The sequence below is a fragment of the Actinomadura sp. KC216 genome, from assembly GCF_004348535.1.
Taxonomy (GTDB): domain Bacteria; phylum Actinomycetota; class Actinomycetes; order Streptosporangiales; family Streptosporangiaceae; genus Spirillospora.
Genome location: NZ_SMJX01000026.1, coordinates 25083 through 46764, shown reverse-complemented (window position 1 = coordinate 46764; position 21682 = coordinate 25083). Strand labels below are relative to the sequence as shown.

Genomic DNA, 21682 nt, shown 5'->3' with positions numbered 1-21682 from the left:
CCGCTAGGGCGCGTGGCCGGGGCGCGGAGCGGCGACAAGGGCGGGGACGCCAATATCGGCGTGTGGGCCTGGACCGGCGAGCAGTGGCGCTGGCTGGAACCCTTCCTCACCGTCGAGCGGCTCAAGGAGCTTCTGCCCGAAACCCGTGGGCATGTCGTCCGGCGGTACGTGCTGCCCAATCTTCGTGCGGTGAATTTCGTCGTCGAAGGGCTGCTGCAAGAGGGCGTTTCCGCCTCGACGCGGTTCGATCCGCAGGGGAAGGCATTGGGGGAGTGGCTGCGGTCACGGCTCGTCGACATTCCGGAGGCCGTCCTTTGACGCTGAAGAGCGCCCTTGACACGCGCGGACCGGAATACCGGGAACGGCGCCGCGCCATGCTGGAAAAGCTGGCGGCCCTCGATGCCGAGCACGCGAAGGCGCTGGATGGAGGAGGCGAGAAATACGTCGCGCGGCATCGTAAGCGGGGGAAGATGTTGGCGCGCGAGCGGATCGAGCTGCTGCTCGACCCCGACTCGCCGTTCCTGGAGCTGAGCCCGCTCGCCGCGTGGGGCAGCGACTTTCCCGTCGGCGCCAGCGTCGTCACCGGGATCGGCGTGGTCGAGGGCGTCGAATGCATGATCGTGGCGAACGATCCGACCGTGCGGGGCGGGTCGAGCAACCCGTGGACGGTGAAGAAGAGCTTCCGGGCGTCCGACATCGCGCTGGAGAACCGGTTGCCCGTCCTCAACCTCGTGGAGTCGGGCGGCGCCGATCTGCCGACCCAGAAAGAGATATTCATTCCGGGCGGGCGGATGTTCCGCGACCTGACGCGGCTGTCGGCGGCCGGGATCCCGACGATCGCGCTCGTGTTCGGCAATTCCACGGCGGGCGGTGCGTACATCCCGGGAATGTGCGACTACGTCGTCATGGTCAAGGAGCGCGCGAAAGTGTTCCTCGGCGGGCCGCCGCTGGTGAAGATGGCGACCGGGGAGGAGGCCGGCGACGAGGAACTCGGCGGCGCGGACATGCACGCGCGGACGTCCGGGCTCGCCGACTACATGGCCGAGGACGAGGCCGACGCGCTCCGCCTCGGACGGCAGATCGTCAAGAACCTCAACCACCGCAAGCTCGGCCCGCCGCCCGGCCCCGGCCCGGTGGAGGAGCCGCTGTACGACGCCGAGGAGCTCGCCGGGATCGTCCCCGAAGACCTGAAGGTGCCGTTCGACCCGCGCGAGGTCATCGCCCGGATCGCGGACGGGTCGCGGTTCGAGGAGTTCAAGCCCCTCTACGGGACGAGCCTCGTCACCGGCTGGACGCGCGTCCACGGCTACCCGATCGGGGTCCTGGCCAACGCGCAGGGCGTCCTGTTCAGCGCGGAGGCGCAGAAGGCGGCGCAGTTCATCCAGCTCGCCAACCAGAGCGACACGCCGCTGCTGTTCCTGCACAACACCACCGGATACATGGTCGGCAAGGAGTACGAGCAGGCCGGGATCATCAAGCACGGCGCGCTGATGATCAACGCGGTGGCCAACAGCACCGTCCCGCACCTCTCGATCGTGATGGGCGCCTCGTACGGGGCGGGCAACTACGGCATGTGCGGCCGGGCCTACGACCCCCGGTTCCTGTTCACGTGGCCGTCCGCGAAGTCGGCGGTGATGGGGCCGCAGCAGCTCGCGGGCGTCCTGTCGATCGTGGCGCGGCAGGCCGCCGAAGCGCGCGGGCAGGCCTACGACGACGAGCAGGACCGCGCCATGCGGGAGATGGTCGAGACGCAGATCGAGGCCGAGTCGCTGCCGTTCTTCCTGTCCGGGCGGCTCTACGACGACGGCGTCATCGACCCGCGCGACACCCGCACGGTCCTCGGGCTGTGCCTGTCGGTCGTCCACAACGCGCCCGTGCGCGGCGCCGACGGCTTCGGCGTCTTCCGGATGTGAGCGATAGATGATCAAAAGAGTGCTGGTCGCGAACCGGGGCGAGATCGCGCGCCGCGTGCTGCGGGCCTGCCGGGACCTCGGCATCGGGACGGTCGCCGTCCACTCCGACCCGGACGCGGGCGCGCCGCACGTCCGGGAGGCGGACGTGGCCGGGCGGCTCCCCGGCGCGTCCCCGGCGGAGACGTACCTGTCGGCCGGGCGGCTCCTGGCCGTGGCGAAGAGCGCCGGGGCCGACGCCGTCCACCCGGGCTACGGGTTCCTGTCGGAGAACGCGGACTTCGCGCGGGCGGTCGCCGACGCGGGCCTGACCTGGATCGGCCCGCCGCCGGAGGCGATCGCCGCGATGGGCTCCAAGATCGAGGCGAAGAAGCTGATGGCCGCCGCGGACGTCCCCGTGCTGCCGGAGCTCGCCCCGGCCGAGGCGGGCGGCGCCGACTTCCCGCTGCTGGTGAAGGCGTCCGCGGGCGGCGGCGGGCGCGGGATGCGGATCGTCCGGGCGCCCGGCGAGTTGGACGAGGCCGTCGCCGGGGCGCGCCGCGAGGCGGAGTCGGCGTTCGGCGACCCGACCGTGTTCTGCGAGCCGCTGCTGGAGGGCGCCCGGCACATCGAGGTGCAGATCCTCGCCGACGCGCACGGGACGGTCTGGACGCTCGGCGAGCGCGAATGCTCGATCCAGCGCCGCCACCAGAAGATCGTCGAGGAGGCGCCGTCCCCGGCGGTCGGGCCGGGCCTGCGCGCCGAGCTGTGCGGCGCGGCGGCGAACGCGGCCCGCGCGATCGGGTACGTCGGCGCCGGGACGGTCGAGTTCCTGCTCGCGCGCGACGGCCGGTTCTTCTTCCTGGAGGTCAACACGCGCCTCCAGGTCGAGCATCCGGTCACCGAGTGCGTGTACGGGGTGGACGTCGTCCGGCTGCAGATCGAGATCGCCGAAGGCGCCCGGCTGCCCGCCGCGGACGCGCCGGAGCCGCGCGGCCACGCCATCGAGGTCCGCCTGTACGCCGAGGACCCGGCGCACGGCTGGCGTCCGGCGAGCGGGGTCCTGCACACCTTCGAGGTGCCGGGCGTGGACGTCGAGTTCGCCGTCCCCGCCGCCCCGGGGCCGGGGCTGCGGCTCGACAGCGGTGTGGAGAGCGGCGGCGAGGTCGGGGTCCACTACGACCCGATGCTCGCCAAGCTGATCGCGTGGGCGCCGACCCGGGGTGCCGCGGCGCGGCGGCTGGCGGCCGGGCTGCGCGGCGCCCGCGTCCACGGCCTGACGACCAACCGCGACCTGCTCGTCCGGATCCTGGAGGAACCCGGCTTCCTGGACGGCGACACCGACACCGGCTACCTCGACCGCGTCGGGCTGGATCGGCTCGCCGCGCCGCTCGCCGGGGAGGCCGCCGTCCGGCTGTCCGCGCTGGCCGCCGCGCTCGCGCGGGCCGAGGTGAACCGGTCGTCGGCCGGGGTGCTGGGCGGGCTGCCGTCCGGCTGGCGCAACGTCCGGTCGCAGCCCCAGCGCAGGACGTTCGAGGGCCCGTCAGGGCAGGTCGTCGTCGACTACTACCTGCACAGGGACGGGCTCGTCTCCGAGCTGTGCCCCGGCACGTCGCTGGTGAGCGCGGCGCCGGAGCGGGTCGTTCTGGAGCATGACGGCCTGCGCGAGACGTTCGCCGTGAGCCTCGCCGAGGACGCGGTGCACGTCGACTCCCGCCTCGGCGCGGTGGCGCTCCGGCCCGTCCCGCGCTTCGCCGATCCGGGCGGCCGGATCGCCCCCGGCTCCCTCCTCGCCCCCATGCCCGGGACGGTCGTCCGCGTCGAGACCGAACCCGGCGCGGACGTCGCGGACGGGCAGACCCTCGTCGTCCTGGAGGCCATGAAGATGGAGCACCGCATCGCCGCCCCGTCCGCCGGGACGGTCGCGGAACTCAACGTCCGGGCGGGGCAGCAGGTCGAATCCGGCGCCGTCCTCGCCGTCATCGAGGCCGCCGCCGTGGCGGACGCCCAGGCCGAAACCGAAGGGAACGCGGAATGAGCTTCGTCGAGAGCGAGGAGCGGCGGGCGCTGCGGGCGGCCGTCGCCGAGCTGGGCGCCGAGTACGGCCCCTCCTACTACGTGGAGAAGGCCAAGGCGGGGGAGAAGACCAAGGAGCTGTGGGCCGAGGCCGGGCGGCTCGGCTACCTCGGCGTGAACGTCCCCGAGGAGTACGGCGGCGGAGGCGGCGGCATCGGCGACCTCGCCGCCGTGTGCGAGGAGCTGGCCGCCGCGGGCTGCCCGCTGCTGCTCATGGTCGTGTCCCCGGCGATCTGCGCCACGATCATCGCGCGCTCCGGCACCGCCGACCAGAAGAAGGAATGGCTGCCGCGGTTCGCGGACGGCTCCGTCACCATGGCGTTCGCGATCACCGAGCCCGACGCCGGATCCAACTCCCACCGCATCACGACCACCGCCCGCCGCGACGGCGACGGATGGGTCCTGACCGGCCAGAAGACGTTCATCTCCGGGGTGGACGAGGCGGACGCCGTCCTGTTCGTCGCCCGCTCGCACGACCAGAAGGGGAACCTGAGGCCGTCGCTGTTCATCGTCCCCACCGACGCGCCCGGCTTCACCTGGACGCCGATCGCCATGGAGATCGTGTCGCCGGAGAAGCAGTTCATCTGCCACCTCGACGACGTCCGGCTGCCCTACGACGCGCTCGTCGGCGACGAGGACGGCGGGCTCCTGCAGCTGTTCGCCGGACTCAACCCCGAGCGGATCATGGCCGCCGCCATGGGCGCCGGGATCGGCCGCCTCGCCCTAGGCAAGGCCGTCGCCTACGCCAACGACCGGCAGGTCTTCAAGACGCCGATCGGCGCGCACCAGGGCCTCGCGCACCCGCTCGCCGCCGCCAAGATCGAGCTGGAGCTGGCGCGGCTGATGGCGCAGAAGGCCGCCTGGCTCTACGACGCGGGCGACGACGCGGGCGCGGGCGAGGCCGCGAACATGGCGAAGTACGCCACCGCGGAGGCGGCGGTCCACTGCGTCGACCAGGCCATCCAGACCCACGGCGGCAACGGGCTCACCACCGAGTACGGCGTCGGCATGCTGGCGGGCGTCGTCCGGCTGATGCGGATCGCGCCGGTCAGCCGCGAGATGATCCTCAACTTCGTCGCGCAGCACTCCCTGGGGCTTCCCAAGTCGTACTAGCGGGTCAGGGGAGCAGGTCGTCCAGCTGGGCGGCCAGTGGCCGGGCGGCGGCCAGGCGGTTGTCGACGGCGGTGTGCGGGACGGGCGGCGGCTCGTCCGGGCGCATCCGCTCCGTGAACGCGCCGAACGCGGCCAGCTTGCCCGTGTCGCGGGGCGAGCCGCGCCGCTCCAGCCGGTGGCGGAGCGTCGCGGCGTCCGTCCTGATCCACACGAGGCGCACGGGCGGGCCGCCGAGGGCGCGGGTCCACTCCGCCCAACGGGACGGCGAGCGGATCTGGCCGGTGAACGGGCCGCTCAGCAGCACCGGGCACCCGTGCGCGCGGATCTCCCGGGCCGCCGCCGTCATCCCCGCGTACTCCTGCCGCTTGACGTGCTCGTCGTACCAGGGGCCCTCGCGCTCGCCCGGATCACGCCCGGCCGCCGCGAGGACCGCCTCGACGAACGGCCCGTAGAGGGTGTCCTTGTCCAGCAGCGCGGGGACGGGACGCAGCCGCGCCAGCAGCAGCCCCGCCACGGTCGTCTTCCCGCAGCCAGGCGGCCCCGCCACCACCCACACCGGGGCGGGCGGCACGTCCGCGGCCGCGCCGGGCGTCACGCCGACAGGCGCATCCGGCGGGTCGCCAGCCGCTCGATGCGCTCCTCGTCGATCTCGTGGCCGAGGCCCGGCTGGGTGAGCGGCACGCCGACGACGCCGCCGGACGAGCGCACCGGCGGCGTCACGAACACCGGCCCGCCCGCCGGGTCGGACACGTCGCTCGGCAGCGTGCAGCCCGGCAGCGACGCCAGCGCGACCGCCGCGGCCTGGCCGATGCCGAACGCGCCCGAGCCGCTGCACCACACGTCCCACCCGGCCGCGTACGCCAGGTCGTGGGCGCTGCGGGCCGCGGTCAGCCCGCCGAGCCGGTCGAGGCGCAGGTGCAGCGCGCGGCCCGCGTCCAGCGACAGCGCCGCGTCGAGGGTCTCCAGATCGCCGACGGCGGGCGCGACGGCGCTGCCGACGCGCAGCTGGAGCCGGGCGTGCGCGGCGAGGTCGCCGCCGGGGAACGGGCGCTCGATCACCACGACGCCGTAGGAGTCGAGCGCCTCCAGGACGGCCAGGTGCTCGGGCGACTCGGTGTAGGCGTGGCCCGCGTCGGCGACGAGCGCGAGCGTCGGGTACGCCTGCCGGATCGCCCGGACGGGCTCGATGTCCCAGCCGGGACGGATGTCCAGCGTGACGCGGGTGTGGCCCGCTCCCACGGCCTGGTTGACGCGGCCCGCGATCGTGTCCAGGTTCGCCTCCGGCGAGATCCGCGCGCCGGTCACGATGGACGTGCGGGTGCCGCTGAGCGCGTGCGCGAGCGGCAGGCCCCGCGTCCGGCACCACAGGTCCCAGCAGGCGGTGTTGATGGCGGCGGCCGCCTCGCGGGCGCCGAGGTCGGCCGCGGCGGACACGTCCTCCGGCCGCTCCCAGTCGAGCCCGATGAGGGCGGGGCCCATGCGCTCCTCGATGTCGGCCCAGGCGCCGCCGCCGTCGCCCGGCCCGGCGGGCGCCCGAGGGCCGGCGGGGACGGCCATCTCGCCCCACCCGACCGCGTCGCCGCCGGTCAGGCGGACGAGGACGCTCTCCGGCCGCCGTCCGCGCGGCATCACCACGTGGTAGGCGTCGCAGCCATGGATCTGGGGCACCCGCACCCGCCTTTCGAGGAAGTCGTCCTCCTCAATTCTCCCCCCGTCGCCGAGCGCGCAGGTACGGGCGCAGCGGGTGCCGCTCGTAGCCGCCGTCCTCCAGGCCCGCGCGGCGCTCGAAGGGGTTGTAGGACGCCCAGTCCCCGCACAGCAGCATCGAAACGCCCGCGCACACCCCGTACAGCGGGATCATGGCGGGGCCCAGGCACCAGGCGTACTGCGTCGCATGGCGTCCCTCGTGCCGCAGCAGCCGCGACCCGCCCGGCGAGCGGGACGTGCTTTCCAGGCGGGACGCGTCGCCGCGCACGAGCACGACGTTGCCGACCGTGAACGCGGGCGCGATCGGGAACGGCAGCCGGTACCCGCCGGCGAGCAGCAGCCCGTCCGGGATCCGGCGGATCCGGCGAAGACCGGGCGTGCCGGTCGCGGCCAGCAGGAGCCCGAGCCCCGTCGAGAGGTTGACCGCGTTGACGGCCTGGCGGACCCGATACGCCCTCTTCACCTCACAGTGTCGCCCGCCGCGGTCCGGCGGGGGGATCACTTGGGGCAGCTGGAATCGAGGGAGACCGGCTTGCTGGGGACCTTCGGCGTCCCGCCGTCGTCCGGATCCTCCGTCTGGGCCGGCGTCGCCCCCGGCGACGCGCTCGCGGACGCGCCCGGATGGCTGCTCACCTGCCGCGGATCGCTGCTGATCGCCTCGGACGTCAGCTTGCGGATCAGGTCGAAGTCGGGGCTTCCCGTGTAGATCAGCGGCGGCACGAACTGCAGGCTGTTGATCTTCGCGCCGTCCTTGACCTTGTTGGACAGCTTCACCAGCGCGGGCAGCAGCTCCTGCGGGATGTCGGTCGACAGGGTCCGCTTGGCGGCGGCGGCGAGCTTGTCGAAGCTGCTCAGGACGGTCTGCGGGTTGGCCTGCTCTGCGATCGCCCGCATCAGGCACTTCTGCCGGCCCATCCGGACGTAGTCGCTGCTGTTGGTGCGCGACCGCCCGTACCAGAGGGCCTCCTTGCCCGACAGCTTCCGGTAGCCGGGCTCCAGCACGGCGCCCTCCAGCCCGTACGGGATCGGCTGGTCGACCTTCATCGTGACGCCGCCCATCGCGTCGACGATGTCGGCGAACCCGAACATGTCGACGAGGATGTAGTAGTCGACGCGCAGGCCGAGCACACCGGCGATGGTCGCCTTCAGCAGCTCGGGGCCGCGGTGGTTCTTCGGGACGCCGGGCACCACGTCCGGGTGGTCCTCGGCGTACTGGTACACCTCGTTCAGCAGGCCCGGCGTTCCCGCGCCGTCACCGGTGAAGCCGTACGGGAAGCGGTCGCGGGCCGGGCCCGGCGGGAACGGGACGTTCTCCAGGTTGCGGGGCAGGCTCAGCAGCACCGTGTCGCCGGTCTTGGTGTCGACGCTGGCCACCGTCATGCTGTCGGTGCGCACGCCGGTGCGGTTCTCGGCGGCGTCGCCGCCGATGAGCAGGATGTTCACGCGCGGCTGCCCGTCGAACGGGTCGTCGGTGTCGACGTGCCTGCCGTTCTCGGTGCCGGTGCGGAAGATGCTGGTCAGCGCGTCCCTGGCGACATAGCTCTTGTGCGCCGACCAGGCCGCGGGGACGGCGACGGCGAGGCACATCACGGCCACCGAGGCCGCGCCCAGCGAGCGGGCGGCGTTCGTCATCCGGACGGGCCGCAGCACCAGGTAGGACCACACCACGACGACCATCCACAGCAGGCCGAGCGCGACGAGCGCGGCGGTCAGCCGCTGCAGCATGTCCGGCTGGACGGCGAGCGTCGGCAGGTCCGAGCGGTAGACGGTGGCGGCGCCCGCGAACGCGACGACGATCGCGAGGTACAGGGCCAGCAGCACCCCGCCGGCGGCGCGGCGGCCGACGACGAAGTGGGCCACCCCCCAGACCAGGGCGGACGTGAGCGTCAGCGCCAGCGCGCGGGCCAGCCCCTCGCCGCCGGACGAACGATCCGCGTCCCCCGTCCGGGCGCGCCGCCTCGCCGATCCCATGTACGCTCCGATTCCCGCCCACGCCGGATTAAGCCCCGGCTCACTTTAAGGACGCTCGGAACCGGGCAAAGGTTGCGTAGGAGACGGCCTCGGGCCTTGCGGGCGGGGCGTCAGGTGCAGTCGTTGCTCAGGATGTGCAGCCCCTCCGCGCTCTGGGCGCCCGAGCCCGCGTCCCGGACGGCCCGCGCCGCCATCCTCCTGATCTGCGGATAGTCCGGCCGCCCGGTCGAGATGACCGGCGGGACGAACTGCAGGCTGGTGATCTCCGCGGTCCTGATCTTGGCGGCGAGGCCGACCAGCGCGGGGAGCAGGCTCTGCGGCAGGTCGGTGTTGACGGAGTATTTGAAGACCTCGGTGAGGCGCTGGAAGCTGCGCAGCACGGTCAGCGGCCCCGCCTGCCGGGCCAGCGCCCACATCAGGCATTTCTGGCGGCTCATGCGGGCGTAGTCGCTGCTGCCCGTCCGGGACCGCCCGTACCAGAGGGCCTCCCGCCCGCTGAGCTTGCGGCAGCCGGGCTTCAGCACCCCCGACGGCACCTGCTGCCTGGGGACGGGCACGGCGCCGGACACGCAGACCCGGACGCCGCCGACCGCGTCCACGATCTGCCGGAAGCTCCGCATGTCCACCATCGCGTAGTACGGAACGGGCAGGCCGAGGATGTGGGTGACCGTCCGTTTCAGCAGCTCGGCGCCCGGATTGCGGACGTGCCCGCCGCCCGCCAGCAGCCCGGGGTTCCGGATGCCGTTCTCGTACACCTCGTTCAGCAGCCGCTCGGGCGCGAACGGGATCCGCTTCTCGCCCGACCACAGCGGCACGTGCTGCAGGTTGCGGGGCAGGCTCATCAGCAGCGTGTCGCCCGTCCTGGTGTCGATGCTGGCCAGCGTCATGCTGTCGGTGCGGACGCCGGGACGGCCCACGTCGGCGTCGCCGCCGATGAACAGCACGTTGAAGCGCGGCGTGCCCGCCCACGGGCCGGGGGCGCCCGCCGCCGGGGCACCTGCCCGCGCGGCCGGGCCCGCTCCTTCGGCGAACAGGCTGTCGACCAGGTCGCGCTGCAGGTAGCCGTAGTGCGCGACGGTCAGCGGCGGGACGACGACCAGCAGGCACAGAACCGACACGGAGGTGCCCCCCGCCAGCCGCCACAGCGGTGACAGGCCGTCCGGGACCAGGACCGCGTAGGAGTGGACGATCAGCGCCGTCCACAGCCCCGCCAGCACGACCGCGCCGACCGCCACCGCCAGCAGCCAGCCGGGCCGCACCGACAGTTCCAGGAACAGGGACCTGCCCTCGCCCGCGGCGGCCGCGGCGCCCGTGATCAGCAGCGCCTGGGCGAACACCAGCGCCACGCCGAGCCGGACCCGCCCGGCGCGCAGGTGCGCGACGCCCGGCAGCGCCGGGGACACCGCGGCGATCAGCAGCGCCTGGACCAGTCCCCGCAGTGCCGCGTCCCGCTCGTGCCGTCCGTGCTGTTCGTCGGGTCCGTGCCGTACGTTCTGAGCGTCCTCTGCGACCTGTGTGTCCTGCTCGTGCCCTGCGTCCTGGTCCGGCAGCAGCCGCGTCCCGTCGCCGATCGGCCCATCGACCATGCTCCGCCCCCTTCGGGGACGAAGACCCCCTTCTCCGCCCCACTGCTAAAAGCGTGCAGGTCAGAGCGGAGAAAGATCAGCGGCGAGGGCGGCGTGTCGCGAAAGCCACGCTGATCATGGGGAAGCCTTCACCAACTGCTGGACAGCGGCATGCCTTCGACGAAGCCCGACGACCCCTGGACCCCGACGGTCGCCCGCTCGTGGAACTCCTCCAGCGTCCGGGCGCCCGCGTAGGTGCACGAGCTGCGCAGGCCCGCCACGATCGAGTCGATGAGGTCCTCCACGCCGGGGCGCTGCGGGTCGAGGAACATCCGCGACGTGGAGATGCCCTCCTCGAACAGCGCCTTGCGGGCCCGGTCGAACGGCGAGTCCTCGGCGGTGCGCAGCCGCACCGCCCGCGCGGACGCCATCCCGAAGCTCTCCTTGTACGGCCGCCCGTCCGCGGTCCGCTGCAGGTCGCCCGGCGACTCGTAGGTGCCGGCGAACCAGGACCCGACCATCACGTTCGCCGCCCCGGCCGCGAGCGCCAGCGCCACGTCGCGGGGGTGGCGGACGCCGCCGTCCGCCCACACGTGCCGCCCGAGCCGCCGCGCCTCGGCGGCGCACTCCAGGACGGCGGAGAACTGCGGTCGCCCGACCCCGGTCATCATCCGGGTCGTGCACATCGCGCCGGGCCCCACGCCGACCTTGACGATGTCGGCGCCGGCCTCGATCAGGTCGCGGGTGCCCTCGGCCGTCACCACGTTCCCGGCCACCACCGGGACGGCGGGGTCGAGCGCCCGGACGGCGGCGAGCGCATTGATCATCTTGTCCTGGTGGCCGTGCGCGGTGTCGACGACGATCAGGTCGGCGCCGGCCTCCAGCAGCGCCTTCGCCTTGCCCGCGACGTCGCCGTTCACGCCCACGGCCGCGCCGATGCGCAGGCGCCCGGCGCCGTCGACGGCGGGCTTGTAGAGCGTGGCGCGCAGCGCGCCGGTGCGGGTGAGGACGCCCGCGAGCCGCCCGGAGGCGTCCACGACCGGCGCGAGGCGGTGCCCGCGCTCGTGCAGCCGGTCGAACGCCTCGCGCGGGTCGACGCCGTCCGGCACCGTGACCAGGTCGCGGGACATGATGTCGCGCAGCTGCGCGAACCGGTCGACGCCCTGGCAGTCGGCCTCGGTGACGACGCCGACGGGACGGTCGTCCTCGACGACGATCACGGCGTTGTGGGCGCGCTTGGGCAGCAGCGCGAGCGCGTCCCCGGCCGTGCTGGAGGGGCCGAGCCTGATCGCGGTGTCGACGACCAGGTCGCGCGCCTTGACCCAGCCGATCACCTCCGCGACGACCTCCACCGGGATGTCCTGCGGGAGGACCGCGACGGCGCCGCGCCGCGCGACGGTCTCGGCCATCCGGCGGCCCGAGACCGCCGTCATGTTGGCCACCACGAGCGGGATCGTCGTCCCGCTCCCGTCCACGGTGGACAGGTCGACCTCCAGGCGGGACCCGACCGACGAGCGGCGCGGGACCATGAAGACGTCGTTATAGGTGAGGTCGTGAGCGGAATGCTCACCGTTCAGCAGGCGCACGGCTGTACTACACACCAATCGCGGGTCAGGGTGGCTGGGCCACCGTACATTGTCGGCCATACCCGGCCGTGCTCCGGACACGCCGCGCACCGCCCCCTTCCGGCAAGCTGATCGAAGCGAACTGCGCGACGTGGTGAAAACGGTGCAACGTGAGGCTTGGCTCTCTGTAAAGTTACCTCTTGACGTAACTGCGCCCTCGATGCACTTTTCTTACATGTGCCTCACGCGGACGGCCGAACCGCCGTAGGGGCGTGACAGCAGAACACCGGGAGAGCGCATGCAGGTCACGCACGTGGACCCGGTCAGCCGCGCTCGCCCGCGCCGCGGGCCGCCGTCCTGGCCGCGCGGCGATCGGCGCAGCGAGCCACGCAGTGGTCAACGGCGCGATCAACGGAGCGATCCTTGCCACCGTGCGCGCCCGCCGCCGCTTCCCGCCGCGCCCGGTGCGCGTTGTGAGCCGGCCGCGTTGTGCTTTCGGACGGGATTATCCGGCGCTGGAAACGGCGCCGCGCGCAACCCGCCGCAGACGCTTCGACGGCCGCCGGGCGCGGTGAACACGAGCAAGATCAATATCTGACGTCATACCGTCCTGAAATGGAATGATCTTGCAGTTGTCGACAAACCGATTCATCTCCATCACATGTCGAGGAGGACAGCCGTGCTGGATGCGGTCGACGCCGTGCTCGTCCGCGAGCTCCAGCGGGATGGCAGGGCGACGTTCCAGGCGCTCGCCGACCGCGTCGGGCTTTCCCGCACGGCCGTGCGGGCACGGGTGCAGCACCTTCTCGAGACGCAGGTCGTCCGCGTCGTCGGCATCGTGCACGCCGCCGTCGTCGGCGCCGAGGCGGTCGGACACCTCTCGGTCACCGTGGACGGCTCCGCGCGGGAGGTGGCCGCTGCCGTCGCCGAGCGGCCCGCCGTCAGCTTCGCCGCCCTGACCGCCGGCCCGTACGACCTGGTCGCGCAGGTGCGCACCCGTGACGACGCCGCGCTCGCCGCCGAGGTGGACCAGCTCAGGTCCGTCCCCGGCGTCCGCGCGGCGGAGGTGTTCCGGTCGGTGGCCACCGTGCGCGACACGCACGCGGTGGTGCGCGAGCTCGGCGAGGTCACCCTCGACGGCATCGACTGGCGGCTCCTGCAGGAGCTGCAGCGCGACGGGCGCGCCCCTTACACCCGTCTCGCGCACATCATCGGCCTGTCGCAGGCCGCCACCCGCGCCCGGGTGGTCAGGCTGATGCGCTCGGGCGTCATCCAGGTCACCGGCCTGGCCGACCCGCTGGCCCTCGGCGCCGCCGAGCTCGGCGGGTTCGGGCTGGTGGTCACCGGCGGGCTGCGGAAGGCGGCCGACGCGGTCGCCGCGCAGGACGGCATCCGCTACCTGGCGACGGGCTTCGGCCGCTACGACATCGTCGGGCAGGCCGAGGCGGCCTCGCGCAGCGAGCTGGTCGCCGTGCTGGACGCCATCCGGTCCGTGCCCGGCGTGACGGTCCGGGAGTCCTGGCACCACCTGGACGTGGTGAAGGAGTCCTACACGGTCGAACTGCCCGAGCAGCCCCTCAACGGGGCGACCTGACACCTCCGCTCCACCTTGCCGCCCCGGCTACGGCGCCCAGTCGTGGCCGGGGACCCGGGTACGACCGCCGCGCCCACCTGCCGGGCTCGTCTGACGGGCCCCGCCTGGCGGGCCCACCCCGCGGGGTCTACTCGCGGTTGAGCGCGGCCTCCTCCAGGTCCAGCTCGTGCATGACGCGGGTGAGGACCTCGTCGTCGATGCGGCGCTCGTCCCGCATCTGGACGAACACCCGCCGCTCCGCCGCCAGCATCTCCCGCCGCAGCCGCCGGTACATCGCCGTCGGCACCTCCTCGCCCTCCGGGCCCGTCCCGCCGCCGAGCCGTTCCCAGGCGCGCAGCTGCCGGTGCTCGGCGAGCTGCCGGAGCCGCTCCACGACGTCGGCGTCCAGGTCCTGCCCGGCGGTCAGCTCGTCCAGCCGCTCCAGCGCCGCCCGCGCGGCGGCGTGCTGCGCGCCCGCCTCCGCGACGGTGTCGGCGTAGCGCTCGCGGTCACCGCCGACGCCGAGCGCGCGGATCAGCGCCGGGAACGTCACCCCCTGCACGAGCAGCGTCCCGAGGACGGTCGTGAACGTCAGGAACAGGATCAGGTCGCGGCCGGGGAACGGCTCGTCCGCCGCGGTGGCGAACGGGATCGCGAACGCGGCGGCGAGGGACACCACCCCGCGCATGCCCGCCCACGACGCGATCGTCCGGCCGCGCCACCCCGGGTCCTCGCGCTCGCGCTGCCGCTTCGACAGCAGCCGCGGGACGTAGGAGGCGGGGAACACCCACACGAACCGCGCGACGACCGTCACCGCGAAGATCGCCAGCGCCCACCAGGCCAGCTCCGGCACGCTCCGGTGCGACAGCCCGTCGATCACCGGCGGCAGCTGCAGGCCGATCAGCAGGAAGACCACCGACTCCAGGATGAAGACCATGACCTTCCAGAACGACTGCCCGATCAGCCTGGTCACGGCCGTCGACTCGGTCGCCCGGTGCCCCAGGTACAGCCCGCTGACCACCACCGCGATGACCCCGGACGCGTGCACGCTCTCGGCGATCAGGTAGGCGGCGAACGGCGTCACGACCGCGACGCCGTTCTCCACCAGCGGATCGTTCAGCCGCGTCCGCAGCCAGTGCAGCGGGGGCCCGAGCAGCAGCCCGACGGCCGTGCCGACCGCGGCGGCGAACAGGAAGCGCCACACGCCGTCCAGCAGCGTGAAGCCCGCGCCGGTCGCCGCGATCAGCGCGACGCGGAACGCCGTCAGCGCCGTCGCGTCGTTGAACAGGCTCTCGCCGACCAGGATCGTCACCGTCCGGCGCGGCAGGCCGAGGCGCTGCGCGACGCTCACCGCCGCGACCGCGTCCGGCGGCGCCACGATCGCGCCGAGCACGAACGCCGCCGCCAGCGGCAGATCGGGGACCAGCAGGTACGCCGCGTACCCCACGGCGAACGTGGTGAACAGCACCAGCCCGACCGACAGGAACCCGATCGACCAGGCGTTCTCGCGCAGGCCCGCGTAGGAGCTCTTCCAGGCCGCGGCGAACAGCAGCGGCGGCAGGAAAACGTACAGCGCGATCTCCGGGTCGAGCTCGAACTCCGGTACCCCCGGCACGAACGAGACGGCGAGGCCCGCGATCACCAGGACCAGCGGCGCCGAGACCCCCGCGCGCCGCGCTCCCGCGGCCACGACCAGGGCGGTGACCGGAACGGCCAGCAGCCAGAGTGCGTGCGTCGTCTCCACCCGCCAGATGATCGCACGGGCCGCTTTCCGGGCCCGCATCCCCTCTGGGGGACGACCCCCAGACCCCCGGAAGTACGGTCAGTGGGCGTCGCGGGCCGTGTCCTTGGCGAAGGTGAGGAAGTCGCGGGCGGCGGGCGGCAGCTTGCGGTGCGCGTGGACGATCCCCGTCATCCGGGTGATCGGCGGCATGAACGACCGGACGGTCACGCCCTCGGTGTCGTCGATCTGGTTGCGGTACCACAGCAGCGAGCCCATCCCGGCGCGGACCCAGCCGAGCCACGCGCCGCGCTCGTCGGACTCGACCGCCGCGACGGGGGTGGCGCCGACCCGCCGCAGCACGGTGTCGATCTCGGCGCGGCGGGGACTGCCGCGGGCGGGCAGCACGAGCCGCATCCCGTCCAGCGCGTGCACCGGCACCGGCTCGCGCATCTTCAGCGCGGGCGGCGAGATCAGCACGACCTCCCGCTGCTCGAACGGGTGCGCGGTCATATCGCCGGGCACGGGCAGGTCGGTGAGCGCGAGGTCGGCGCGGCCCGCGCGCAGCGCCGCCGCGACGCGGTCGCGGTCCTCGCAGCGGATCACCCGGACCCGGACGGCGGGCTGGTCGCGGGCGAAGCGCGGGAGGAGCCGCCCGGTCAGCTCCGGCTCCAGCGTCGCGGTGACGGCGATGCGCAGGTCGGCGCCGCGCCCGTTGGACCGGGTCACCGCCAGGCCCTCGATCGCGTCGACGGCCTCCAGCGCGACCCTGGCCTTGCGGACCACCTGCTCGCCGACCTCGGTGAGGGCCACGCCGCGGCCGGAACGCTGGAACAGCTCGACGCCGAGCTCGCGCTCCAGCTCGCGGACGGCCCGCGAGAGCGCGGGCTGGGCCACGTAAAGAGCCTGGGCCGCCGACGTCATCGTGCCGTGGTCGGCGGTCGCCACGACATAGCGCAGCTGCCGCAGATTCATGCACCGACCGTATGCCAACCAACCCATTCGGTCTTGGACATAGCCGGAATCGGACCGAGATTGACCCCGCCCGACCTGGTGATCAAGGCGGTCGGTGACCGGTCGCCTTGGCGGGGGCGGGCTCCGGCTCGGGCTGCAGCTGCGGCGCGCCAACCCCGCAGTGGCTGGTGCACTCCGGCTCCAGCGCCTCCCCGGACGGGGTGCGGAGCGCGCCGTCGTCGACCGTCAGGAAGCTCAGCACCGCCCCGGCGGCGAGCATCGCGGCGCACACCGTCATCGCGATCCGGAACCCGTGCGAGAACTCGGCCGGGTCGTCGTAGGCGGCGCCGGTCAGCCCCGCCAGCGGCGGGATCGCCGCCACCGTCAGCAGCCCCGCCGCGCGCGCCACCGCGTTGTTGACGCCGCTGGCCACGCCCGCGTGGTTGACGTCCGCCGTGGCCAGGACGGTCGCGGTGAGCGGCGCGACCACCGCCGCCAGGCCCAGCCCGAACACGACCACGGCGGGCAGGACGTCGCGCACATAGGACGAGTCCGCGTCGATCCGGCCGACGAGCAGCATTCCCGCGGCCGCCACGACCAGCCCCACCGTCATCGGCAGCCGCGGGCCGATCTTCTGCGCGAGCGCGCCCGCCCGCGCCGACAGCAGCAGCATCAGCACCGTGACCGGCAGCAGCGCCGTGCCCGCCGCGATCGGCGAGAACCCGCCGACGACCTGGAGGTTCAGCACGAACAGGAAGAACATCACGCCCATCCCGCCGTACATGATGAACGTGATGACGTTGATGGCGGTGAACTGCCGGGAGGCGAACACGTCCAGCGGCAGCATCGGGCGCGGCGCCTCCCGGCCGCCGCGCCCGGCGCGTCCCCTGCCGCGGAGCTTCTCGACCAGCACGAACGCGACCGCCGCGGCGGCGCCTGCCACCGCCGTGGCCACGATGACCGTCGTCGGCGCGTTGCCGCCCGGCGCCTCGGTCAGCGCGTACGTCGTCCCGGCCAGCGCGAGCGCCGCCAGCGCCGCGCCGAGCACGTCGAAGCGCCCGTGCGCCTCCGGGTCGACGCTCTCCGGGACGTGCCGGACCGCGACCAGCACCACCACGGCGGTCAGCGGCACGTTCAGCAGGAACACCCAACGCCACCCGGCCGCCTCGACCAGCCAGCCGCCCGCGAACGGCCCGATCGCGCCCGCCACGCCGCCGAGCCCCGACCAGGCCCCGACCGCGCGCGGCCGGTCGTCGGCGGTGAACGACGCCTGGATGATCGCCAGCGAGCCCGGGGTGAGCAGCGCCCCGCCCACGCCCTGCAGCGCCCGCGACACGACCAGCATCTCGATGTTCATCGCCAGCCCGCACAGCACCGACGCGACCGCGAACCACACGACGCCGACCAGGAAGATCCGCCGCCGCCCGTACCGGTCGCCGAGCGAGCCGCCGAGCAGGATGAACCCGGCGAGCGTCAGCGTGTAGGCGTTCACCGTCCACTGCAGCCCCGCCATGTCGGCGTCCAGGTCGCGGGCGAGCCTCGGCAGCGCGACGTTCACGACCGTGGAGTCGAGCATCGCCACGCTCGACCCGAGCACCGTCGCCAGCAGGATCCAGCGGCCCGGCCCGGTGCCCAGCCGCACGTCGGGCATCAGACGATCAGTTCATCGACGAAGCACCAGCGCCAGTCCTCGCCCGGCTCGAACGACCGGACGATCGGGTGCCCCTCCTTCCCGAAATGCGCCGTGGCGTGCCTCATCGGTGAGGAGTCGCAGCAGCCCACGTGCCCGCAGCCCAGGCAGAGGCGCAGATGGACCCACCGGGTGCCCTCAGCCAGGCACTCCTCGCACCCCTGCGGGGTGTTCGGCGACGGGTCCTCCGCGGGAAGGCTCTGCACATGTTCGCAAGTGGCCATACCTGAATCGTGCCACGGCCCCGGTCACGGGATCACCAATGGGCCGCGATCACCAATGGTCGGGGCTGAACGGCTCGTCCTCGGGGCGCGCGGACTCCGACAGCAGCCGCAGGTCCGACTCGACCATCATCGTGACGAGCTCCTCGAACGTCACCGCGGGCTCCCAGCCGAGCTGCTCGCGGGCCCGCTTCGGGTCGGCGCACAGCAGGTCGACCTCGGCCGGGCGGGTGTACCTCTCGTCCAGGACGACGTGGTCCTCCCAGTTCAGGCCCGCCGTGCGGAACGCGAACTCCACCAGCTCCCGCACCGACTGGGTGTGGCCCGTCCCGATGACGAAGTCCTCCGGGGCGTCCTGGGCCAGCATCAGCCGCATCGCGCGGGCGTAGTCGCCCGCGAAGCCCCAGTCGCGGCGCGCGTCCAGGTTCCCGAGCCGCAGCTCGGAGGCCAGGCCCAGCTTGATGCGGGCCGCGCCGAGCGAGACCTTCCGGGTGACGAACTCGGCGCCCCGGCGCGGCGACTCGTGGTTGAACAGGATCCCGCTGACCGCGAACATCCCGTACGACTCGCGATAGTTCTGGGTGATGTAGTGCCCGTAGCTCTTCGCCACCCCGTACGGGCTGCGCGGATGGAACGGCGTCGCCTCGTTCTGCGGCGTCTCCCGGACCATCCCGAACATCTCCGACGACGACGCCTGGTAGAAGCGGATCTGCTCGCGGCCCGGCGTCCGGGACGTGCTGATCCCCGACACCACCCGGATCGCCTCCAGCATCCGCAGCACGCCCATCCCGGTGACCTCGGCGGTCAGCTCGGCCTGCTGCCACGACATCGGCACGTAGGAGATCGCGCCCAGGTTGTACACCTCGTCCGGCTGGACGTGCTCCACCGCCGAGATCAGGCTGCCCTGGTCGAGCAGGTCGCCGGTGGTGATCCGCACGTCGCCGATGTGCTTGCGCAGCCGCGACACATGGGGGTTCGCCTGCCCCCGCACCAGGCCCCAGACCTCGTACCCCTGCGCGAGCAGATGCTCGGCCAGATACGAGCCGTCCTGTCCGGTGATCCCGGTGATGAGTGCTCGCCTGGACAGCGGATCCTCCATGGATTAGGTCCGATGCCGCCCACCACGGGGTGGACCCGCGGCGAGCGTGACATATGAGGTTAGCGACCCCGCCGCGACGCTGACGAGGGAGGGCGCCCTTTGAACCGAATTCGCTTCTGTCGGCTCGACCGTCCGGCTGCGATGTGCCACGGTGAGACCATCATGAGCCCTCCAGAGACGCCGCTGCGGCTGAACGGGCGCGACCTCGGCCCGCATGCGATCATGGCCGTGGTGAACCGCACGCCCGACTCGTTCTTCGACAAGGGCGCCACCTACGGCTTCGACGCCGCGCTCGCCGCCGTGGATCGCGCGGTCGCGGAGGGCGCCGACATCGTCGACATCGGCGGCGTGAAGGCGGGCCCCGGCGAGGACGTCGGCGTCGCCGAGGAGCTGCGCCGCGTCGTCGGGCTCGTCGCCGCGGTACGCGAACGGCATCCCGGCGTCGTGATCAGCGTCGACACCTGGCGGGCCGAGGTCGGCGAGGCCGTCGCGCGCGCGGGCGCCGACCTGCTGAACGACACCTGGGGCGGCCCGGACCCGCGGCTGGCCGAGGTCGCCGCCGACCACGGCATCGGCCTCGTCTGCGCGCACGCCGGGGCCCTCGCGCCCCGCACCCGCCCGCACCGCATCGCCTACGACGACGTCGTGAGCGACGTCATCGCGCACGTCACCACCGAGGCGAAGCGCGCGGCGGCCCTCGGCGTCCGCCGGGACGCGATCCTCATCGACCCCGCCCACGACTTCGGCAAGAACACCCGCCAGTCACTGGAGATCACCCGCCGGCTCGGCGAGCTGACCGCCACCGGCTGGCCGGTCCTGGTCGCGGTGTCCAACAAGGACTTCATCGGCGAGACCCTCGGCCGCCCCGTCGACAAGCGCGGCGTCGGCACCATGGCCGTCCTCGGCGTCTCCGCCCTGCTCGGCGCCCGCGTCTTCCGCGTCCACGACGTCAGGGGCGCCCGCCAGGCCCTCGCCGCCGTGACCGCGCTGGGGGACCGGCCGCGCTAGTGCGCCATCTCGCGGCGGCGGGCACGGTAGGCGGCGACGTGCATGCGGTTGCCGCAGGTGCGGCTGTCGCAGTAGCGGCGGCAGCGGTTGCGGGACAGGTCGACCAGGACGCGTGAGCAGTCCGGCGCCTCGCAGGTGCGCAGCCGGTCCAGCTCGTCGGCCGCGACCACGTGCGCCAGCGCCATCCCGCAGTCGGCGGCGAGGTGCTCGCCGAGCGGCGCGCCCGGCGCGAAGTAGTGCACGTGCCAGCTGTAGCCGTCGTGGTCGGTCAGGTGCGGGGTGGTGCGGACCTCGCCGACGATCGCGTTGATCTGCCGGACGGCGGCCGGGACGTCCTCGGCGCGGAACACGGCGTGGAACCGCTCGCGCAGGTCCAGCGCGCGGGCGAGGTCGGCGCCGTCCAGGTCGCCGATGTCGCTGAAGTCGTTGCGGTCCACGAAGGCGCGCAGGCCGGGCAGCCCGGCCAGGTCCTCGGCCCCGGACGCCGCCGGGCCGGTGTTGATCAGGTCGACGACGACGGCGAGCGCGTGCTCGGTGTCATGAGTGAAGATCACGATGGCTCCAGTCTCGGGGACCCGGGGCGGTCGTGTGCCCGGCCGCACCGCAGGAGACCGTGCCGCCGGGGCCGGGGACGCGGCCCGTGGTGCACAACCATATGACGAGAATCCGGCACGTCCATGCGCACCCCGTGATGCGGCGCGTACGGTTCCGCATTCCGGACGGGAGCACAACCGGGAATATGGACAGGCCTTGAGGCCTGGGAAAGGCGTGGAGCCGGGGCGGTCAGCGCTCGTAGTTCGGGTCGGCGACGACCGGGTAGTAGGCGTCGGTGTGCTGGACGCGCATCGTGACGGCCGTCCCCTCCAGGGTGTAGTCGGCCTTCACCTGCCGGAACATCGAGTCGCTCGCCCACGGGTTGTAGAGCCGTCCCACGGTCGCGCCGTAACGCAGGTGGACGACGTCGTACCCGCCCGACGGCATCGACTCCAGCGCCAGGCCGTCGGCGAGGGACACCGAGAACCGGAACTCCGAGGGGGCGTCCGGGCCGTGGATCACCGTCAGCAGCCGCACCCCGCCCGCGGTGGTCTGCGCGACGATGTCGGTGTCGACGTTTACGCCCACGAACACCCGCAGGCTGGGCCGCAGCACCTGCGCGACGGTGTCGGCCGCGGCCACGTCGATGCCGAGGTGGATGCGCTGCCCGTCCTTGGTCGGCACCCACACGCCGTCGCGGGCGCGCTGGCCCCAGGCGACGTCCGGGTTCTCCATCTCCTGCGGCTCGTTCTTGCCCCGCGCGACGAGAATCCTGGAGGCGGCGCTCATCGCCGCGGCAGCGCCATCCCGTGCATGCCTCATGGCGGGCCCCCTCGCCTTCTTCATCACTCGCGTGACTTTCGTGCCTGTCCTCGGGTTTACCACGGGCAGGGCGGACTGGGCGTCCCATTGACCTGCCCCCGGTCGATTCGCGACGTTCGCCCCGCGCGTCGTTGGACCTTACACCACGCTTATACGCGCCGGCCGTCCCGGGGGT

At 73.3% G+C, this 21682-nt stretch carries 18 protein-coding genes and 1 pseudogene; 6 read left to right on the top strand and 13 right to left on the bottom strand.

Features of this window, described 5'->3' with window-relative positions; all coding sequences use genetic code 11:
- The 4 genes and pseudogenes from E1264_RS07310 to E1264_RS07295 all read left to right on the top strand — a co-directional run.
- A pseudogene (locus E1264_RS07310) lies at positions 1-318 on the top strand (exopolyphosphatase); the annotation flags it as partial.
- Positions 319-374: 56 nt separating this feature from the next.
- Positions 375-1913, top strand: coding sequence for a carboxyl transferase domain-containing protein (locus E1264_RS07305; RefSeq protein ID WP_132170899.1), 1539 nt, complete (start codon positions 375-377; stop codon positions 1911-1913).
- 7 nt (positions 1914-1920) lie between these two features.
- Positions 1921-3927, top strand: coding sequence for a biotin carboxylase N-terminal domain-containing protein (locus E1264_RS07300; protein WP_132170889.1), 2007 nt, complete (start codon positions 1921-1923; stop codon positions 3925-3927).
- On the top strand, positions 3924-5078 hold the full coding sequence (locus E1264_RS07295; protein WP_132170887.1) for an acyl-CoA dehydrogenase: 1155 nt from the start codon (positions 3924-3926) through the stop codon (positions 5076-5078). Before E1264_RS07300 ends, E1264_RS07295 begins: the two co-directional genes overlap by 4 nt.
- A 4-nt stretch (positions 5079-5082) precedes the next feature.
- On the opposite strand, the gene E1264_RS07290 is transcribed toward E1264_RS07295, so the two are convergent.
- The 6 genes from E1264_RS07290 to E1264_RS07265 all read right to left on the bottom strand — a co-directional run bounded on the left by E1264_RS07290 (position 5083) and on the right by E1264_RS07265 (position 11907).
- Positions 5083-5673, bottom strand: coding sequence for an AAA family ATPase (locus E1264_RS07290; RefSeq protein ID WP_243710807.1), 591 nt, complete (start codon positions 5671-5673; stop codon positions 5083-5085).
- Positions 5670-6746 (bottom strand): enolase C-terminal domain-like protein, encoded by a 1077-nt coding sequence (locus tag E1264_RS07285; RefSeq protein ID WP_132170885.1) that lies wholly within the window; start codon positions 6744-6746, stop codon positions 5670-5672. The genes E1264_RS07290 and E1264_RS07285 overlap by 4 nt, the downstream gene beginning before the upstream one ends.
- Positions 6747-6777: 31 nt before the next feature.
- Positions 6778-7248, bottom strand: a complete 471-nt coding sequence (locus tag E1264_RS07280) for a hypothetical protein (RefSeq protein ID WP_132170883.1) — start codon at positions 7246-7248, stop codon at positions 6778-6780.
- A gap of 35 nt (positions 7249-7283) precedes the next feature.
- The gene (locus E1264_RS07275) at positions 7284-8756 is read right to left on the bottom strand and encodes an LCP family protein (RefSeq protein WP_132170881.1); all 1473 of its coding nucleotides are present in this window, start codon (positions 8754-8756) and stop codon (positions 7284-7286) included.
- A 110-nt stretch (positions 8757-8866) separates the two neighbouring features.
- Complete coding sequence (locus E1264_RS07270; RefSeq protein WP_132170879.1) at positions 8867-10342, bottom strand: LCP family protein; 1476 nt, start codon at positions 10340-10342, stop codon at positions 8867-8869.
- Between the two features lie 128 nt (positions 10343-10470).
- The gene (locus E1264_RS07265) at positions 10471-11907 is read right to left on the bottom strand and encodes a GuaB1 family IMP dehydrogenase-related protein (protein ID WP_205719318.1); all 1437 of its coding nucleotides are present in this window, start codon (positions 11905-11907) and stop codon (positions 10471-10473) included.
- A 658-nt stretch (positions 11908-12565) separates the two neighbouring features.
- Between E1264_RS07265 and E1264_RS07260 the strand changes: the two genes are divergently transcribed.
- Positions 12566-13480, top strand: coding sequence for an Lrp/AsnC family transcriptional regulator (locus E1264_RS07260; protein WP_132170875.1), 915 nt, complete (start codon positions 12566-12568; stop codon positions 13478-13480).
- A 127-nt stretch (positions 13481-13607) separates the two neighbouring features.
- On the opposite strand, the gene E1264_RS07255 is transcribed toward E1264_RS07260, so the two are convergent.
- The 5 genes from E1264_RS07255 to E1264_RS07235 form a co-directional block, all read right to left on the bottom strand.
- On the bottom strand, positions 13608-15203 hold the full coding sequence (locus E1264_RS07255; RefSeq protein WP_243710806.1) for a Na+/H+ antiporter: 1596 nt from the start codon (positions 15201-15203) through the stop codon (positions 13608-13610).
- A 78-nt stretch (positions 15204-15281) separates the two neighbouring features.
- Positions 15282-16154: a LysR family transcriptional regulator gene (locus tag E1264_RS07250; protein ID WP_132170871.1), complete on the bottom strand. Its 873-nt coding sequence runs from the start codon at positions 16152-16154 to the stop codon at positions 15282-15284.
- A gap of 82 nt (positions 16155-16236) precedes the next feature.
- Positions 16237-17784, bottom strand: a complete 1548-nt coding sequence (locus E1264_RS07245) for an MFS transporter (protein WP_132170869.1) — start codon at positions 17782-17784, stop codon at positions 16237-16239.
- The gene (locus tag E1264_RS07240; protein ID WP_132170867.1) at positions 17784-18047 is read right to left on the bottom strand and encodes a UBP-type zinc finger domain-containing protein; all 264 of its coding nucleotides are present in this window, start codon (positions 18045-18047) and stop codon (positions 17784-17786) included. The genes E1264_RS07245 and E1264_RS07240 overlap by 1 nt, the downstream gene beginning before the upstream one ends.
- A 49-nt stretch (positions 18048-18096) precedes the next feature.
- On the bottom strand, positions 18097-19131 hold the full coding sequence (locus E1264_RS07235) for a GDP-mannose 4,6-dehydratase (protein WP_132170895.1): 1035 nt from the start codon (positions 19129-19131) through the stop codon (positions 18097-18099).
- A 174-nt stretch (positions 19132-19305) separates the two neighbouring features.
- On the opposite strand from E1264_RS07235, the gene folP reads away from it, so the two are divergent.
- Positions 19306-20151 carry a dihydropteroate synthase gene (gene folP / locus E1264_RS07230; protein ID WP_132170865.1) on the top strand — a complete coding sequence of 282 codons (846 nt, stop codon included), beginning with the start codon at positions 19306-19308 and terminating at the stop codon, positions 20149-20151.
- Here folP and E1264_RS07225 read toward each other — a convergent pair.
- Together E1264_RS07225 and E1264_RS07220 are read right to left on the bottom strand one after the other, a co-directional pair.
- Positions 20148-20705, bottom strand: coding sequence for a CGNR zinc finger domain-containing protein (locus E1264_RS07225; protein WP_132170863.1), 558 nt, complete (start codon positions 20703-20705; stop codon positions 20148-20150). The two genes, folP and E1264_RS07225, sit on opposite strands and share 4 nt — an antisense overlap.
- A gap of 229 nt (positions 20706-20934) precedes the next feature.
- The gene (locus tag E1264_RS07220; protein WP_132170861.1) at positions 20935-21507 is read right to left on the bottom strand and encodes a hypothetical protein; all 573 of its coding nucleotides are present in this window, start codon (positions 21505-21507) and stop codon (positions 20935-20937) included.
- Positions 21508-21682: the final 175 nt, after the last annotated feature.